Source organism: Candidatus Uabimicrobium amorphum, assembly GCF_009002475.1.
Taxonomy (GTDB): Bacteria; Planctomycetota; Uabimicrobiia; order Uabimicrobiales; family Uabimicrobiaceae; genus Uabimicrobium; species Uabimicrobium amorphum.
This window is the reverse complement of record NZ_AP019860.1, coordinates 7,957,161-7,974,762: the sequence shown is the minus strand read 5'-3', so window position 1 is coordinate 7,974,762 and position 17,602 is coordinate 7,957,161. Positions and strand designations below refer to the sequence as shown.

12 protein-coding genes are annotated in these 17,602 nt (G+C 40.6%); 7 read left to right on the top strand and 5 right to left on the bottom strand.

The features are described 5' to 3' along the window. Positions 1-15 precede the first annotated feature (15 nt). Genes UABAM_RS27945 through UABAM_RS27935 form a run of 3 tightly spaced genes read left to right on the top strand, consistent with a single transcriptional unit; the run spans position 16 to position 3,293 of the window. Positions 16-597 (top strand): GNAT family N-acetyltransferase, encoded by a 582-nt coding sequence (locus UABAM_RS27945; protein ID WP_151971287.1) that lies wholly within the window; start codon positions 16-18, stop codon positions 595-597. Then, positions 590-1,861, top strand: a complete 1,272-nt coding sequence (locus UABAM_RS27940; RefSeq protein ID WP_151971286.1) for an ATP-grasp domain-containing protein — start codon at positions 590-592, stop codon at positions 1,859-1,861. Before UABAM_RS27945 ends, UABAM_RS27940 begins: the two co-directional genes overlap by 8 nt. Further along, positions 1,854-3,293: a pyridoxal phosphate-dependent decarboxylase family protein gene (locus UABAM_RS27935; RefSeq protein ID WP_151971285.1), complete on the top strand. Its 1,440-nt coding sequence runs from the start codon at positions 1,854-1,856 to the stop codon at positions 3,291-3,293. The genes UABAM_RS27940 and UABAM_RS27935 overlap by 8 nt, the downstream gene beginning before the upstream one ends. A 41-nt stretch (positions 3,294-3,334) precedes the next feature. On the opposite strand, the gene solA is transcribed toward UABAM_RS27935, so the two are convergent. Genes solA through UABAM_RS27910 form a run of 5 tightly spaced genes read right to left on the bottom strand, consistent with a single transcriptional unit; the run spans position 3,335 to position 8,716 of the window. Beyond that, positions 3,335-4,450: an N-methyl-L-tryptophan oxidase gene (gene solA, locus UABAM_RS27930; protein WP_151971284.1), complete on the bottom strand. Its 1,116-nt coding sequence runs from the start codon at positions 4,448-4,450 to the stop codon at positions 3,335-3,337. Continuing rightward, a complete protein-coding gene (locus UABAM_RS27925) occupies positions 4,443-4,847 on the bottom strand; it encodes a nuclear transport factor 2 family protein (RefSeq protein WP_151971283.1) in 405 nt (134 codons plus the stop codon). Before UABAM_RS27925 ends, solA begins: the two co-directional genes overlap by 8 nt. A 3-nt stretch (positions 4,848-4,850) precedes the next feature. Further along, positions 4,851-6,191 carry an MATE family efflux transporter gene (locus UABAM_RS27920; protein ID WP_151971282.1) on the bottom strand — a complete coding sequence of 447 codons (1,341 nt, stop codon included), beginning with the start codon at positions 6,189-6,191 and terminating at the stop codon, positions 4,851-4,853. Between the two features lie 8 nt (positions 6,192-6,199). Further along, positions 6,200-7,516, bottom strand: a complete 1,317-nt coding sequence (locus tag UABAM_RS27915) for a SidA/IucD/PvdA family monooxygenase (protein ID WP_151971281.1) — start codon at positions 7,514-7,516, stop codon at positions 6,200-6,202. Between the two features lie 18 nt (positions 7,517-7,534). Further along, complete coding sequence (locus UABAM_RS27910) at positions 7,535-8,716, bottom strand: leucine-rich repeat domain-containing protein (protein ID WP_151971280.1); 1,182 nt, start codon at positions 8,714-8,716, stop codon at positions 7,535-7,537. A gap of 170 nt (positions 8,717-8,886) precedes the next feature. On the opposite strand from UABAM_RS27910, the gene UABAM_RS27905 reads away from it, so the two are divergent. The 4 genes from UABAM_RS27905 to UABAM_RS27890 are packed head-to-tail and all read left to right on the top strand — an operon-like array spanning position 8,887 to position 17,521. After that, positions 8,887-9,399 carry a hypothetical protein gene (locus UABAM_RS27905; RefSeq protein WP_151971279.1) on the top strand — a complete coding sequence of 171 codons (513 nt, stop codon included), beginning with the start codon at positions 8,887-8,889 and terminating at the stop codon, positions 9,397-9,399. Then, on the top strand, positions 9,383-10,669 hold the full coding sequence (locus tag UABAM_RS27900) for a hypothetical protein (RefSeq protein ID WP_151971278.1): 1,287 nt from the start codon (positions 9,383-9,385) through the stop codon (positions 10,667-10,669). The genes UABAM_RS27905 and UABAM_RS27900 overlap by 17 nt, the downstream gene beginning before the upstream one ends. Before the next feature lie 33 nt (positions 10,670-10,702). Further along, on the top strand, positions 10,703-12,775 hold the full coding sequence (locus UABAM_RS27895) for a protein kinase domain-containing protein (protein ID WP_151971277.1): 2,073 nt from the start codon (positions 10,703-10,705) through the stop codon (positions 12,773-12,775). A 51-nt stretch (positions 12,776-12,826) separates the two neighbouring features. Further along, positions 12,827-17,521: a protein kinase domain-containing protein gene (locus UABAM_RS27890; protein WP_151971276.1), complete on the top strand. Its 4,695-nt coding sequence runs from the start codon at positions 12,827-12,829 to the stop codon at positions 17,519-17,521. The last annotated feature ends 81 nt before the right edge of the window (positions 17,522-17,602 follow it).

Genomic DNA, 17,602 nt, shown 5'->3' with positions numbered 1-17,602 from the left:
TGATTAGGAGTATTTATGTTACCGCGTCCATTTCCCTTTGCCACTCCTCCAAATATAGAAACTAAAAGAATGATTCTCAAACCACTCACCGAGGAGGATTTGCTGGCATATCATAAAATTTGCGCCGAAAAAGAAACCATGCGTTACTATGGTTTAAAACCGCATCAAAACATCGAAGATACGCGTAAAACCTTGGAGGTTTTACATAAATGGTTTCAGGCGAATACTGCGATTCGTTGGGGGATATTTTACAAAGAATGGAACGATGAACTTGTCGGAGACATTGGCTTTTGGCAATTTGATGTATTGAGAAATCGCGCCGAAGTCGGAGCAAAAATCACGATGCGTTGTCAGGGACAAGGCCTAGGCTATGAAGCATTGGCCGCGGTGATTGATTTTGGTTTTACCACACTTGACTTAAATGGAGTTGATGGCAATATCTCCGAGAAAAATAAAGCTTCTATTGGTTTGGTCAATAAGTTGGGATTTCGCAAAATTGGCGTACGTCCGCAGTTGAGCTATTCTATTTTTGAGAAGTGTTGGCAAGATATGATTTTTTTTTCGCTAAACAAACAAGATTGGGATAAACATGAGTAAACCCGCAGTGATCGTGGTGGACGCATTTTCCTCGGGAAATCAGTTAGCTCCGATTTTAATCAAGCACAATATCGATGTGATTCACCTATTTTCCATGAAAGACGTTTCCAGTGCGTTAATGGCCACGTATTATCCCGAGCACTTTGTTCGCGAGTATACCTATGAAGGAAATATCGCAGACCTTATGGCAAAAATTCACGCCGACTATCCGCAAATAAAAGCGGTGATCGCGGGAACAGAAACCGCCATTACATTAACTGACGAACTCGCGGGTTATCTGAAACTACCAGGCAATAACCCTCACACATCGAAGTCTCGCTACAACAAATACCAGATGATCGAAAGTTTACGAGACGCAAAAGTCGAAGTGGCCGCACAAACAAAAGCGCAAGACGCCGCGGAGATTATCGAATGGAAACGACAAAACAATTGGGATAAAATCGTCCTGAAACCTTTAGAAAGTGCAGGCAGTGATTGTGTATTTGCCTGTCGTAGTGAAGACGATATTCGCGCAGCATTTGCGCAAATCATCGGCAAAAAAAATCAGATGGGCGGAGAAAACGCTCAAGTTCTAGCGCAAAGTTTCTTAGACGGTGAGGAATATTACGTAAATGCGGTGAGTTGTAACAAAGAGCATTTTATCTGTGAAGTATGGCGCTACCATAAACGACATCTAAATGGCCGCGACTTTGTTTACGACTACAATGAGTACATCATTTTAGATCAAAACCAACCACAGGTGGCGGCATTGTGCAATTATATGTACCGCGTTTTAGATGCACTTGATTTTGCCTACGGTCCATCTCACGCGGAAATTAAACTGACAAGTACAGGTCCCAAACTAGTGGAAATCGGTGCCAGACTCCAAGGTATGGCCGCTTTTGGGATCAATAGCAAAACCATGGGGTTTACCCCCGCTGAACTCAGCGTTGACAGTTACCTATTCCCACAACAATTTGCGCAGAAAACAATCAACGCAAAACCGCAACCGATTTTTGCTAGGCGTGTATTTGTCACCTCGAATGTCAACGGTAAATTAAAAGCGTACAATTACCATGGCGAAATCGAAAATCTCCCGTCGTGTATTTATTTAAGATGGGTTAAACAACCAGGAGATGTCCTCAAACCCACCATCGATTATTTTTCGATACCCGCGATTGCGGTACTTGCTCATCACGACGCCAAGCAAGTAGAAGAAGACTATCGTTTTATTCGAGAATTTGAAAAACGCGATTTATTTGTCATGGAGAACAGCGATGAGTAACGACGGATTTGGCCTACTACTGTCGGCGGCAAAACGCAACAAGGTTTGGCAGCAACTAGGCGAAAAAATAGAAGACTATCTAACAAGTGTCGATTCTCTACCCGTACCTCAAAAAACCACGACCGAGGAAGTACAACAGATCTTGTCGCAAATAGATTTTGACAGACCAATGGCCGTGGAAGAAGTCATTGACTGGACGCACACACATCTAAAGAAAACACTACTACAAATAGCCAGTCGTGATTACTACGGTGTGTTTAATCCGCAAGCAAGTAGTATGAGTCTAATCGCCGACGCGTTTTTGGCTGTCTACAATCCGCAGTTGGCCTCGACAGCAAGTGCGATGCTGTGTATTGAAATGGAAAATTATCTGATCGATTATTTTGCGAAAAAATTTGGTTTAGATACGCCAACGACCAAAGGTTGCTTTACTTCGGGAGCAACAGAAGCGAATTTTATGTCGCTGCTGTGCGCTTTGAGCCGCAAGGTAGAAAACTACCGCGACAATGGTCTACGTGGTATCGAAAAATGGCCAACAGTATACGCGTCGGTGGAATCTCACGGTTCTATCAAAAGAAGTTGCCGCATATCTGGATTGGGGACGGATAGTTTGAGAACCATTCCCGTCAAAGCGAATTTGCAGATGGACGTAGAGCTTTTAGAGCAACAAATTATTCAAGACAAACAAAACGGTTTTCAACCACTAATGGTCGTAGCGAATTTGGGTAGCACCAGCTCCGGAACCATCGATGCCATTGGCGAAATTGCCAAAGTAGCACAAAAACACAACCTATGGTTTCACATCGACGCCGCGTGGGGCGGAGCCGCGTTAATGCTAGATGATTTTGCGTACCTACGCAAAGAAATCGCCCAAGCCGACTCGCTATCGTTTGATCCACACAAATGGCTATCGGTAGCCATTGGCTGCGGTATGTTTTTTGTGAAAGAAGGAAGTGTACTACGCAAAACTTTTTCCATAGAAGCAACATACATGCCCGACGAAACCCAACAACACGAAACCGGAGAGCCATACCGCGATACTTTGCAATGGTCACGACGTTTCATGGGACTAAAGTTATTTTTGACCTTGCTGGTACACGGTGAAAAGGGCTATGGGCAAGCAATACAGCACCAAATCGAAATAGGCGCCTATCTGAAACAACAATTGCAAGCAAACTCGTGGGAAGTATTGAACCAAACGCCATGGCCTGTAGCGTGCTTTATCGATGGAAAAACAAAACATCACCCCAAAAAAATCCTAGACTTGGTAAACGCCACCGGAGAAACGTGGATTACCAATACGCAATTGATGTGGCAAAACCAACCCGTGCTACGCGTAGGCATTTCCAACTTCAGAACGCAAAGAGAAAATATAGACAAACTAATCAAAATACTAAACTCCGCACGCGACCAACTAAAAGCAAAAACCTAAATTACAATAACTTGTTCACCAAAGATCCGCGGCCCTATATGTTAACGATGGCCGAAAAATCGTAACTCTTCAGGTATTGGATTTCCTTGTGGGAAGAATTGGCTGATTTGTTTTGCCAGAAAAGGCATAAATTTGAACGCGTGTCCTGAACCGCCGCCTAGAATTAAGGTATTGCGGTCTTGTGGTGCGTAGTCTAAGATGAAATCTTCGTCTGTGGTTAGGGTGTACATGCATACGTGGAACTCTTGTGGGCTTTTTGTTAGCCACGGGAAAAATTGTCGGGCTACTTTGTCTACGTCATTTAACTCTTGTGGGGTGTAGGCGGTTCTTGGTTGATCTATATTGTGGATTTCATCGCGAGGGTGGTAGCTGGCTATTTTGATTCCTTGTTTGGCAAATGGCGGAAAACCAAATACATAGTCTTTACCTAGTGCAAAAGCGAAGCACGGCATTTGCCCACTTGGAAAATCCTGCGGTGGGTCATACCAAAATTGTACACCTCTTTTTATGGTTAACTTCATGTCGCAGATCTCGGGCATTTTCGTCAACCATGCGCCGTTTGCGACAATGATTTTTGCGCAGTGGAATTGTCCTTGTTGTGTGCTGATTACATAAGAGTTATCTTGTTGTTTCCAACCAATCACTTTGTTGTCAAAACTTGTGGTTCCGCCTTGCTTTTTGAAATGTTCTTGGCATTGTTCAAATATCGTCATGACATCCAGCATTCCCGCTTGTTTTTCCAGATAGGCGCAGTAGCCATCGGTATTTTGAAACTGTGGAAAGGTTTCCTTTAATTGTTGGCTGTCAAACTCTGTCCCGGTGATATTCCATTTTTGTGCGTTGTTGTGCATTTTTTGTGCTATGTCACTGGTGGAGTCAAATATGGTTAGGTAGCCGTTTTCATGTAGAAGTTTTTGTTGGAACTCGTGCTCCCAATGCTTCCATAGTTGATACGCCTCTTTCAAAAAGGGAATATATCTTTCGTCTTCGAAGTATGCTTGGCGAAATAGACGTGTACCACCGTGGGAACTGCCTTTGGTGTGTGGTGGTGCGAATTGGTCAAATAGTACTACTTGGTGTCCATCTTTACTTAGTTGATAGGCGCAAGCGGTGCCTAGTGCTCCGGCACCGATGATTGCTATATCAAAATTACGCATTTTTTTCCAATTCTTGTTTGTAAAGTACTATGGGCGTGCGGTCATAGTAGCCTTTGTGGGAGATGATTTTTCCGTCTTTTAGTTTCATCACATCAACGCCGCGGAATTTTTTGAATACTTTGCCTTTGAAGGGGATGTCTACTTTGTATAAAAAAATGAATCCATCTGCGGTGGGGATTAGGTCTTCGGTTTCGAATTTCCAATCGGGATATGTTTCTAGCATGAGTTCAAAAAACGGCAACAATTCACTGTGGCCTTTTAGACCTTCTATGTGGTTGGGGTCAATTAATTCGGCTTCTTCGTGGTAAAACTGGATTAACTTTGCCGCTTGTGGTTTGCCACCTTCCCAGCAAGGTAGCCACTGTTTTGTAAATTCTTGTACTTCTTCTAAAGTCATGTTCTATTCCTCACATTTTTTTAATTTATCTGCAGATAAAAACAACCAATAACTAAATAACACTATGGCAATGGCAATAAGCCCTGATGCCAGTCCCATCCACAAACCTTCCAAATTTTTTGCGTAGTGAAAACATAGGTAGTAAGCGAGAGGTAGGCCCACGGCGTAGTGACAAATAAAGGTGGTGAAAGATGATATCTGGGTGCGCGAACCACCACGTAAACAACCAGCGACAGTGCATTGTACACCGTCGAATGTCAGGGCGATGGTAATCCACCATAAAATGGGGATTCCCATTTTTATGATCTGTGGGTCGCTTGTGAAAAGGCCTAGGATAAAAGTGGCGTTTGTGTATAACGAAATGCTTATGATGGCCATGATTCCCGCGCAACTAAGAATGGCGATATAGCCGATTTTTTTGGCGTAGGATAATTCATTTTTTCCCACAAAATAACCGACGCGATACGCCGCAGCGCTGGATATTCCCATGGGAATTGTGTAAAAGATTGAAATAAGGACAATGCCAATATGGTGAACGGAGGTGGCTTGGGCGCTGATTCTCGTGGTAAATTGCGTGGCGATGGCGAAAACGCTTACTTCAAACAGTAGCATCAGTCCAATGGGGATTCCGAGAACAAACATTTGTTTTAGTATTTTTGTGTCGATACCAATCTCTAACGGTTTGTCGCGGTCAAAGTTTTTGTACGTGAGCCACATTGCAGCAGCTAGCATGAAAAAACGCGATACTGTGGTGCTGATGGCAGCACCGGTGATTCCCATTTGCGGTAAGCCAAATCTACCAAAAATGAGGATTTCATTGGCGCAAAAGTTGAGAATATTGGCGAGTACGACAATGAAGAGTATTGCCTTACTTACGCCACGTGCTTGCCAATACCTTTGTAATACAGTAAAGGCCAATAAGAAAGGCGCGCTGAGGATCACGATAAAATAGTAGGGTTTGGCGTAGTGTAGTAGCTTCGCATTGTCAATGATGATATCCAGGTAGTTGTATACGCTAAAAAAAACGACTAGTGCGGTTATGGATAAAATAATCGCCAACCATAATCCTTGGATCAGTAATTTATGGAGACTGTGTTTGTCGTCCGCACCGTACCGTTGTGCCGCTAGGGCATCGATGGCAAATATAACCCCCATAAGTGCTGTGAAAATAGGCCAAAATAACGAATTGGCACTACCCAAACCACCAATGGCGATTAAGTCAATGCGACTGACCATGTATAGGTCGATGATACTAAAACCGAGAAATCCAAATTGAGTCAAGACGATGGGAAACGCAAATTTAATGGACTCGATAAATTCTTGTTTGAGACTAGGTGACGACATAAATATTCCTATTTTAAGTACAATTTTTCCGGCAAATCAGCAAAGTTTCCCACAGGAATGTATCTTGTCAATACATGGTCTGACAAACGTCCCAAGCTACTTAGGTTGGGGAAACCCGGACCTTGGTTGATCCCTGCTAACATGGGGAAATGTAAATATGGTTTTACTTTGTCTACGGCCAAAAATTCGTTGATGTGCGCTTCGATATTTGCGGCATTTAAGACATCGGTGTCTATGGCTTTGGCTATGTGTTGTTGTGCACTTTCATTGAGTAATTTCATGAACGTTTTCCACGGGGCAAATCCCATGGCAATGACAACGGTGTCGTAAATGCGCGTTTCGCAGATATCGTTGTAAATAAGTTCTACCACTAGTTGGTCTAAGTTATCTACGGCTACCGATTGAAAAAATCCTGGGATTAATTTTATATTTTTCATCACATTGAGTTCCTCTTTGGCATTGAGGGAAAAAACTCCGCGGTCGGTGCGATTGATGAAATCTTTTTTGTCCTTGTAGGTCAATTTATGCCAGTTCATTTGAATCGGGTCTGTATAAACATGATTTTCTAAATAGCTCTCTCCGCGTGAATAACTCATGGAATTTGGAGAAATGATTTCCACAGTAGTTTCACTGCCCAACTTTCCCAACTCAATGGCAATCGTTGCGGCGTTTTCACCTGTACCAATCAATGCCACGCGTCTTTTTACTTTTCTCTTGGCTTCGATATAGTTTTGCCAGAAATTGGTGGCGGTAAAAATTCGTGGGTGCTCTGGTAAACCTTGGGGCAAACTCAAGTTACCAGGCCCGGTCGCGACGATTCCATCACAACAGTATTCTTGGGAACTGTTGTCTTTAAATTTGGCTGTTATTTTCCACTGTTCATTTTCATAGGATATTTGCGCGACTTCACCATTGACAAAATCTACACTCGTTTGCAGTTTGTCAAATACCCAATTGAGATAGGCAAACCATTCATTGTGTAAGGGCGAAGGCTGGCCGCGATCTACCCAGTCGGAATATTGATAGGTTTCTATCAAAAAGTTTTGCCAAGAATACTCTAACATGGCGGTGTTAATTTGCGGATTTTTTTCTCCCCAGTGAAAGGAATAGTAAGGGAAACCGATATCTTTTAACGGGGAAGTTCCGAGAGGCAAATCGCCGCTCGTAAGCCCCGATCGCGGTGCCCAATTGAATCCGATGTACTCTTTTTCAAACAGAATGATATTTGGTACATCAAATCCCAGTTGTCGCAAAACTTTGTTTTTTGCCGCAATGGCCAGAGATTTTGGTCCGCCACCAATTAGACCTAACGTTTTGTTTTGCATAGTATGTTCCTATACTCACTACTGAAATTTTATATTACATTCAGGTAAATAATCTTTAATCACTTTTTGTTGCTGTTCACTTATGGGGTTACCTCGTAGACGCATTTTGCGTAGCGAAATAAGATTGGCAATTTCCGCAGGTATGTTTTTGAGCTTGTTGTTGCGCAAGCGAAGTTTGGTAAGAGAAGAAAGTGTGCCAATTTCTGCGGGTAGTTGTTCTATTTTATTGTTGCTTAAATCCAATATGGAGAGACAGGTAAATTTTTCGATCGTCTGTGGTATTTCGCGGAGGTTATTTTTACTTACGTCTAAGGTGGTAAGAAATAAATCTTTACCAAGGTTCGGTAACTCGCTCAATTTATTTTTACTCAAGTTGAGAACTTTAAGAGCGGCGACATTGCCAATTTCTTCTGGTATAGAGGTTAGCTGATTGTTTGCTGCATTTAACTCACCTAGAAGTATCAACTTGCCAATTTCTTTTGGTAAGGCGCTTATTTGATTTTGACTAACGTTTAGTTCGGTTAGAGATAGTATTTCTCCTATTTCATTCGGGATACTCTCTATTTTGTTTTTGTGTAAATCTAGGTGGGTAAGAGAAATAATTTTGCCTATTTCACTTGGAATGGCCTTTAGCTCGTTGTCTTGCAATTCTAACTGGGTCAGAGCGGAAAGTTGACCTATTTCCACCGGCATCTCTGTCAATTGGTTCTCTTTTAATATTAGATGTGTTAAAAATGAAAGTTTACCTATTTCAGCGGGCACATCTTTTAGTCTGTTATTGGTTAAATCTAGATATGTTAGAGACGAAAGCTCTCCAATTTCTTTCGGCAAACTCTTTAGTTGATTGTTGGTCAAATCTAGATGCATGAGAGAGGTAAGATTACCTATTTGTGGTGGAATGTGCGTCAGTTTATTCCTACTCAAGTCTAGGTGTGTCAAATAAGAGAGAGAGAGCACATCTTCGGGGATTTCCTTTAATCTTTTTTTGGATAAATCAAGTTCGAAACTTCCCGAAAAGTTACAGTTGACAAATTGACATTGCTGTATGCTCTCAAAAACCACATCGGTTGTAAAGTGGCAGTTGTGGAAAGAGGCATTTCTTATTTTGTAGTATTTTGTTTCGTCTAGGTCAAAAGTACAATCCGTATATTCGGTGTTGGTCTTAATTTTTTGCAAAGACCGTTGATTAATTTTGCGCATTCATGCTCCGTATCTAAAATAATTAGGTTAATTGCTGGTACACCTACCTAAGAATGTACCTTTTATTATAGCACAGAGGCATACAAGATAAAGAATGATTGTACCAAAACACAAATATTGTTGATATAATTTCATGGAGTCTAGTCTTTTATTTGTTTTAAGGGGATTGTATGAAAGAGAAATCGATCGAGGAATATGTAGAGGAAAATATACAAGAAGGCGACGTGGCTTTTGTTCATGTTGATGGTGAGAATCGTTCATGTGAAGTGTTTCAGGTAACAACTGATCATTATTCGCTTTTGAGTAAAACTCATCCGCAATTGTATGGTTTTCTGGTCGCGCAAGGCCAAAAAATACAAAAAATACGCATACCGGTAAGTGTCTATTTGTTCATCACCATTTTATGTTTGGCCATCAATTTTGGGTATAGTTACTATATAGATGACACGATATTGCGCCATTTTCGTGGAGGTAGTTCTGTTTTTATATGGGGATTAAGTCTATTTGCATTGATGGCCATCGAAATGAAAATGCAAGCACGTTACATCCGTGCAATACGCCCACAGATCGAAAAAAGGATTGAAGAATGTGGTTTGACAAAAAGTATCGTTTGGGAAACGTTGTCAGAAAATAAGTGGACAACAACAATAAAAAAGGTAATCGTAGATGACTATGCAAGATAAAGAAGAGTTACAAGAGCTGTTAGCACCTGATTATGCACTGGTCAAATTTTCTCCGCAAGAGTTCGTCGTGCATCATTGCGATAAAGAGAAATGGGAAAAAAGAACCGCTCTCAATTTTTTGGCCAGCTGTCTGGGATTGGCGATCCTCATTGCCGTGGCGATGATGTATTCTTTTTCTCAAGCGAACTTTTACCAATATTTACCTAGCTTCATTGTGTTGTCGGCATGCGGAGTTATGTTACTTTTTAAACGGTTTTTTTTGATAAAAACTCTTGGTATGGTAGTATTTTCCGCAATGTTGACGTATCTATATGTGATGCCGCTGGCCGTAGATTTTCATGGTAGGAAAGAAGATTTCATCGTCTTGATTTCTGTGCTGTCGATCGGCGGTTTTGCATTGGTCATGGTTATTTTAAGTATCATGTTGATGGCGCGTCCTATCGCCATCAGGGTGTCGCAAGATCGCATACACATCACCCATCGCCGCGCACTCACAGGTATTTGTACGCAAGATTGTACTGTAGTAGAGCTTGAATGCAAGGTCATCCAAGACCATAAAAGGCCGATAAAGCAATGTTGGCTGCGTGGAAAGACTACACAAGGTAAACATGTAAAGCTTATGGTAATTCATGGCACCGATTATGATGAACTCGACAAGCGCGGTACTAAAATTCTCTATTTTATTCACAAATATATTCCGGTTACGATTTTGGGTAGCGAAGATGCACTACAAGTAATGAAAAACAAAGAGGTCACGCAAGAAAAAACCGCAGATCTCCAAAAAACAGAACTCGCTGCGGGAAGTTATTTGTGTTGGAAGCAACCAGACGCCACGCAAATATTCACTACCGCAACGCAAAAGAATATTTTTGATGATAAATCACAACTTTACGATCAATTGTGCGAATTTGATCGTAAAGTGGATACCACAGGTTCTAAGCAAGAACGTTTTTTGTCGATTTTTACATTGCTTGCGGCGATTTTGGTTGCGCTGACAGGTCTGGAATTACTTCGTATGGTTCATATTTCGTTCTCGCAGTCCTTGACAACTGTCGTGCTACTTTTCATGATCATTGCGGGAATGTATTCTGTGAAGGAATGGCAAAATCGCGTGCGGCGCAAACAGTGGAAACAAAATTATGAATCACAGGTTCTATGTTTAAATGACGATGAAATCTCGCTGTTGATTAGCGAATGTCACAACGATGCAAAGTTACACAATGTGGCTTCCTACGTGATCGACTCCTATTCAAACAAGTATCTGTCGTAATTTCGGCATTATTTTTTATCTAAAGGTCGGTTTATGGAACATCCCAAGTATAACAGTGAAAAAACAAATTCATTGGCGGAAAATAGCTCCGCTGATACCTTGAGTTCTACGACGATTTTTAACGAAGATCTCACGAAGTTTTCCCCTGTCTCTCCAGGAAAAATGTTTGGGAAATACAAAGTGGAAGAAGAAATTGGTCGTGGCGGAATGGGAATTGTTTATCGAGCGTATGATATACAAAATAAGATGCAGGTTGCTTTGAAACTGATTGTGAAGCAGAACATTAGTGAAAATGATTTTCGACGCTTCTTCCGTGAGATTTCTGCCATTGCCAAACTCAATCATCCTAATATTATACGTTTTTATGAGTCCGGTATGTTACCGATCCCCTACTTTAGTATGGAGTATGTAGAAGGGTACACGCTTGCGGAGTTGATTCGTCGACGTAATGTCCAAGCGCAGTGGTTGTTAGATGTGATGATTCAAATATGCGATGGGTTGGCTCATGCCCATAAAAATCAAATCATGCATCGCGACATAAAGCCGTCAAATATTATTATTTCGCGAAATGCTCCTCCGAAAATTATGGATTTTGGCTTGGCAAAGCTCGGCACGACAACCGGAAAAAGTTTATCGCAAAGTGGACAAATTTTGGGCACTGTATGCTATATGCCGCCAGAACAAATTAATGGTGAGGCTACCTACGAAAGTGATATCTACTCTCTGGGAGCGACGATGTACGAGGCGCTTACCTATCGCGCGGTTTTCCAGGGGGAAACACAGATGAATTTGATGTTTCAAGTGGTAAATAGTTATCCTATACCTCCGCGACAACTAAATCCGGACGTTTCTCCGTATTTTGAAGCGGTATGTTTGAAATGTCTTGCCAAAAAGAAGCATCGTCGATACAAAAGTTTTAAACAATTGGCCAAAGAACTAAGAAATCTAAAGGCGAATAAACCGCTCATTGCCAAAAAATACACATCGCTAGATGCGGTAAAAAACTTCGTCCGTAAGCATAAAGCGATTTGTGCGAGCATTGCAAGCATTGTCTTGATTTTAGTTATGGCGTTGTTGTTGACTGTTCGAGCTTTCAAGCGTGCAGAAGATAAAGAACAAAAATTAAGGCAAAGCAATCGTGAACTACAGTCCCTTAATATCGCGATTGCGCAATTTGTGAAGAATATCGAAAACAGCGATTACCGAGTCATACTTACCGAAAAAAAGATTATTAAACCTCTAGAAACTGCTTTTACGCAGTCAAGATATCTAAAGACGGCGGAAGATCACAAGTTTTTGCGCGCGGTAATTCTCGGACAAAGTAAAAAATTAGAGAATATTCGCCAAGCCGTTTACGATTACTCTCTGGAAATAAAAGAAAATCCCAAAGATGCGACGATTTATCACAATAGAGGTCGTTTATACAGTACACTAAAAAAACACCGCTTGGCCATGGAGGATTTTGGGCAAGCAATTTCCTTGCAGCCGCGAAATCCAAGGTTTTACAATAACCGTGGTAAAGAATATACAAAATTAAAAGAATTAGGTCGCGCCCTTGCTGACTACAAAAACGCTATCTTTTTTGCAGCAAAAGACACACGGTTGTTGGCGGAGATACACAACAACCGTGGAAGTGTATTTATGGAGCAAAAACAATATCAAAAAGCACTGCATGACTACAATGTTGCAGCCTCTCTTCGTCCCGGAAACCCTTTGTATGCAAAGATTTTTAAAAATCGTGGGTTTGTTTACCGAGAACTAGGAGAATATCAGAAAGCGATGGCGGATTACAACGCTGCGATTGCTCTTCCTGGAATCAGCAAAGATTTAGCGGCCGGTATATATAGTAGTCGTGGCCATTTATATCGCACGCAAAAAATATACGACAAGGCTGTCGAAGATTACAGTACCGCAATTTCTTTAAATCCCAAGGTGATCAATTTTTACAAAAGTAGAGGTAGTATATATCGTTACCAACGTTTGTATAAGTTAGCTATACAAGACTTGAAGAAAGCGGTGTTACTTGGAGACAAAGGACTACAGAGTAAAATTGAAGTACTTGAAAATAAGTTGAAAGCGCATCGTGAAAATCCTGAAAAGAAATAATATCTGGGAAAGATTACATTTAAATATGTCTGAGTATTTGAAGAAACAACTATGGAACAATTTTCTAAAACAAATTATAATTTAGCTCAAGCTCTGTTACAGCGTAACTTAGTGGAAAAGACACTACTAGAAAAAGCGCTAAGTAAGTGTAATGAACAAAAACTACATTTATCGCAATTTTTAGTGCAGCATAAAATACTTTCTGCGGCACAAATGGCAGAGATTTTCCAAAAGCAGACGACGCAATTTGGCAAATATACGGTGATTGATGAATTAGCACGCGGGGGAATGGGAGTTGTTTATCGTGCAAAGTCAACAGATTTCGATCGTATCGTTGTGCTAAAGACGCTACTCTCCCATTCCGACAACACCGCGGTTTTGCTAAAGCGATTTTTGAAAGAAGCGCAAGCTGTGGCGGCTCTTTCGCATCCAAATATCGTACAACTTTACGACTACGGCGAGCAAAATGGGATACCGTATTTCACGATGCAGTATGTACCGGGATCGAATTTTGACGATTTTATCTTTGCGAACAACGATCTAGAAGCATGTATTAAAATTTTGCTAAAAGTTTCTCATGCTCTGCATTATGCGCACGAAACAGGAATTGTTCACCGCGATATGAAGCCTGGGAATATCTTGTTGGATAAAAATAACGAGCCGTATATTGCCGATTTTGGTTTGGCAAAAATCGAAGATAAAACGTCTTCTTTAACACAAACCGGTAACGTAATCGGTACGCCTTTTTATCTATCTCCAGAACAAGCACTCGGACATAGAAAACGCATCACGAAAAGTACGGACATTTACGCGTTGGGCGTTATTTTATACCAGATCCTCACCAAACAATATCCATTCGAAGCCGATAATCTTTCTTTATTATTGCGCAAAATCGATACGGAAGTTCCCATCGCTCCACAAAAAATCAATCATCAAGTTCCGAAGCAACTTAACTACTTATGCCTAAAAGCCATCTCTAAAAGAATAGAACATCGTCATGCTACAGCCTTGGAGTTTGCAGAAGATCTACAACAGTACTTGGAAAAACCACAAAAAGTGAGCCGTCGTTTAGTCACCTTTTCTGCCAAAGTGTGGTGGAAGAATGTGCAGACAAAATTAGCGATTGCTATCTGTGTGGGAATTATTTTTATTACGGGAATAACTACTTGGCAGCAAAACACACAACTAGATATTGGCAAAGAAAAATTGCGCAGTAAAACCTATTTCGAAATCAAAAATCTTATCGAGCAAAAGAAATATGCACTTGCTCTATCTAAGATTAACTTGTTTCTACAAAAAGATACCACGCCACAAATGATCGCGTTAAAAGCAAAGGTATATTATGCTGAAAATGCGATACCTGTTGCCCGGAAACTATTTCGCGAAGCACTCTCTTATCAACAAGATGAGGAGTTATTGTTTGATGCAAGTAATTTTTACTACGCGATTGACGAGCCGAAAGTGGCTTTGCCTTTGATCACTAAGACGATAGCGATGAATGATCGTCGGGCCGCGTATTACCAACTACGTGCTAAAATTTACAATAAATTAAACGAGTCAGAGTTAAGCAAAAAAGACAATGACACCGCCAATAAAATAGAACAAGCGGACATCACGGCGTATTTGCGTAAACTTCAACGTTTGAAAAAACAGCAAGGAAAAGCAATCGCGATTACAGAGGAAATCTTACGACTATACCCTCATCGCGTAGAGGCTTATCGAGAACGCAGTAAAATTTTTCACCAGCGTGGTGATATTGTTGCTGCTATTAATGATATTGCGCAGGCCGTAGAGTTACAGCCATCTTTTGAAAATTATCGTCTTCAAGCAGAATGGTTGCAAAAAGGTGGTTATCATCAAGATGCACTACGTAGTTACTATCAGCTATTGAATTATGAAAAGAAAATTGAATTCTATCGACAAATTCTGCAACTGCATTGTGATTTAGGCGAATATGATAAAGGAATTGCCGTTTACAATAAAATGGCAAGCAAAGACAAAATTTTCCCCTCGATTACCTTTGTCATGGCCAAGATACATTTTCATTACAATAAGTTGGCTACGGCAAAAAAATTTATTGATCGATTTGTGCAAGAACCAGACAAAGAGTTTCTCTATCTGCGGGGAATGATCTATTTTGGTCTCGACTTAAAAAACGTTGCTTATGAGTCACTACAAAAATTACTTCCCTATATAGATCAATTTGCAAAAAGTGAGCAGTTTGACGTTTTGCGAGCGTTAGGGGATATTCTAATGCAAAAGGGAAATAGTTATCGAGCGCAGAAACTACTTGTAAAAGCGCTGGAGATCCATCCCTCTCACGCGGCAACAAATTTTCTTCTCGGAAAATGTTATGAGGATTTAGATAATTTGCAACAGGCATTGACTTTGTATACAAAATCTATTGACTTAGAGCCGTGGCAACAAAAGTTTTACCACCAACGTGGAAATATACACTTTAAATTACAAAAGTGGCTTTCTGCACATCACGATTTTTTGAAGTGCATGGAGTTAGGCAGTCGTTCTACGGAATTGGTATCGCAGCTTTTTAATACGACCTTTAACGAAGGATGGACCTTCGATCGCATGTTAATGATGAATATTATATTTGGTAAAATACTGTTGCTATACAACAATACAGAAATCAATTTGCTGGGAGAGCGGCAACAAAAATTAGCCAAAAATATTTTGGATACGCCTTCTGTAAAGCACTATGTTGACGATTCTGCAAAAAAGTTGAAGATTGCAAAACAGTTTTTGCAGCGTTTAGATAATGACTCTTCTGAGAATGTCAAAACGATTGCTGCTAACGGTCTGAAAGCTTTGTATTACGTTCCAGAGGTTCTCGATTTAGTTGCACAGTATGTCAAAAAAAATCCTTCTTCGCAAATTTTAAAAACTGTCTACACCAATATGCGCGAAAAACAACTCAACGAAGCCAAAGTTGTGTTAAAAAAATTACTGATCGCGTATTTTACGGCACAAGATGAAAATTCTTTGCTGCAAATTTACAACAATAAACAAAAATACACCGCCGTACTCAAAAATCTACTATATGGCAAAAAGGAAAATCCTGTGGTTCGATTCTATGCAGCGCAAGTACTATGGCTGATGAGTACGGAAAATGCATACGAAGTTCTGCAAAAAGCGGCTACTTCTGTGGATAATGAAGTGGCAATGATTGTTCATGTAGTCTTGGCTAAATATGAGAAACGTTCTCATCGGATGTGGAGTAGGAGGGAGCTTGGTGCGCTGCCTACTTTTTTGAGAATACAGTATATCGAAAATGTTGCACAGAAAAATATGGAGCTGTGGTTGCAAGACCGCGATGTATACGTCCAGTTATATGCAATAAAAAAAATATGGCTGGCAGGGAACACAGCGCCCTTGAAACGCTTGGTGAAATTTTGTAAAAACAAAAGACCTATTATTCGAGCGTTTGCCTTAGAAACGATGTGGAAGCTGGAAAATCATACGCCGTTATTTCGTGAGCAGATAACCGCAAAATATTCTCATTTACTGGTAAAAGCGATGGATGATGCAAATGCAAAAGTGAGGCAGGTGGCGATCTTAAGTGCACAAAAAATTTCGTCGCCACAATGTCGTAAAAAAATCCATGAAAAGTTACAAGATCCTGAAAAAGAGGTGCGCTCTCAAGCGATTATTGCCCTAGCTACACTAGGTGAATTTGCCGTGGTTGCCAAAATCACTCTAAATACCAAAGAAGATTTCGCCATACGCTTAATGCCATTTGCCTACTTTGAAAAGTTTACTAGCCAAAGAAAAGTCCCGGTTTTCTCTTTTGCAAGTACCTTACAACGTTTGACCATCGATCCTGATCCACGTTTGCGTAGTATCGCAATTGCATACCTAATGAAAGCCGGTGGTGGCAAAGTTGCGAAGTTTTTTATTTCGCAAATCGATTTGAAAAACAAAGCGAATCGCTTTGCTGTTATATCAGGTCTTGGGGCTAGTAATAATTCGCAAATGATACCCTATCTTTTGGATGTTGCCAAAAATGACAAAGATATCGAAATACGCAAAGTGGCTTGTTACTCGATTGTGCATATTTTACTGAATAACAACGAGGTAGAATTGGAAAAATTTCATCAGTATCTCATGCAGCAAGAGAAGGAAATTCGTGAGAGCGCCTCTATTGGATACACATATGGCATTTACGAAATATTTTACCACAGCCGCAAAAAAGCCTCTTCTATCACCGATGTTTTTGACAACAATGCATACCGACATTTTTTGTACAATATCGAAAAAAGTATTGCTGCTCTTCCTCCTACAATACACTCTATTGTAGAGTTTCGTTTGACAAAAGCACATGAACTTGGGCAAAAAGATCACCAAGCATTCAACAAGGGTGTTATTCAATACTTGTGTGGCAAAGAAGAGCAAGCTGAGCAGACTCTACGCCAATGTAATTTTGTTGACAATGGATTGTATTGTTTTTGGATGGCGCGCGTTTATTTTGCGAGACAAAAATATTCTGCAGCACGACAACTCATCGTAAAAGCCGCGCAAAGATATCCTTGGGATCAAAAGATAATTCAATTACACGCCCATATTGAAAAGAAAATGGGCAACCATTTGGCATATCAAGAACTAGTGGCACGCATGCAACTCATCGAGAAAACTGTTTCTCAGTTAGATACGGCAAGGCAAATACCAACACTTTTTGTCTATCGACGTTTGGCGCAAAAAAAAATACGTAAAGCATCGTCAGGCAAAAAATAAAACAAATATTAGGATATGGTGTTGAGAGTTTTGTAGGAACAGTTTATATCAAGTTTACACTTTCGGGATTTATTGCTGCGA

Excerpts from the sequence above, each read along its gene's own strand:
- UABAM_RS27945 (WP_151971287.1), top strand. The coding sequence starts at position 16 with ATGTTACCGCGTCCATTTCCCTTTGCCACTCCTCCAAATATAGAAACT.
- UABAM_RS27940 (WP_151971286.1), top strand. The coding sequence starts at position 590 with ATGAGTAAACCCGCAGTGATCGTGGTGGACGCATTTTCCTCGGGAAAT.
- UABAM_RS27935 (WP_151971285.1), top strand. The coding sequence starts at position 1,854 with ATGAGTAACGACGGATTTGGCCTACTACTGTCGGCGGCAAAACGCAAC.
- solA (WP_151971284.1), bottom strand. The coding sequence starts at position 4,450 with ATGCGTAATTTTGATATAGCAATCATCGGTGCCGGAGCACTAGGCACC.
- UABAM_RS27925 (WP_151971283.1), bottom strand. The coding sequence starts at position 4,847 with ATGACTTTAGAAGAAGTACAAGAATTTACAAAACAGTGGCTACCTTGC.
- UABAM_RS27920 (WP_151971282.1), bottom strand. The coding sequence starts at position 6,191 with ATGTCGTCACCTAGTCTCAAACAAGAATTTATCGAGTCCATTAAATTT.
- UABAM_RS27915 (WP_151971281.1), bottom strand. The coding sequence starts at position 7,516 with ATGCAAAACAAAACGTTAGGTCTAATTGGTGGCGGACCAAAATCTCTG.
- UABAM_RS27910 (WP_151971280.1), bottom strand. The coding sequence starts at position 8,716 with ATGCGCAAAATTAATCAACGGTCTTTGCAAAAAATTAAGACCAACACC.
- UABAM_RS27905 (WP_151971279.1), top strand. The coding sequence starts at position 8,887 with ATGAAAGAGAAATCGATCGAGGAATATGTAGAGGAAAATATACAAGAA.
- UABAM_RS27900 (WP_151971278.1), top strand. The coding sequence starts at position 9,383 with ATGACTATGCAAGATAAAGAAGAGTTACAAGAGCTGTTAGCACCTGAT.
- UABAM_RS27895 (WP_151971277.1), top strand. The coding sequence starts at position 10,703 with ATGGAACATCCCAAGTATAACAGTGAAAAAACAAATTCATTGGCGGAA.
- UABAM_RS27890 (WP_151971276.1), top strand. The coding sequence starts at position 12,827 with ATGGAACAATTTTCTAAAACAAATTATAATTTAGCTCAAGCTCTGTTA.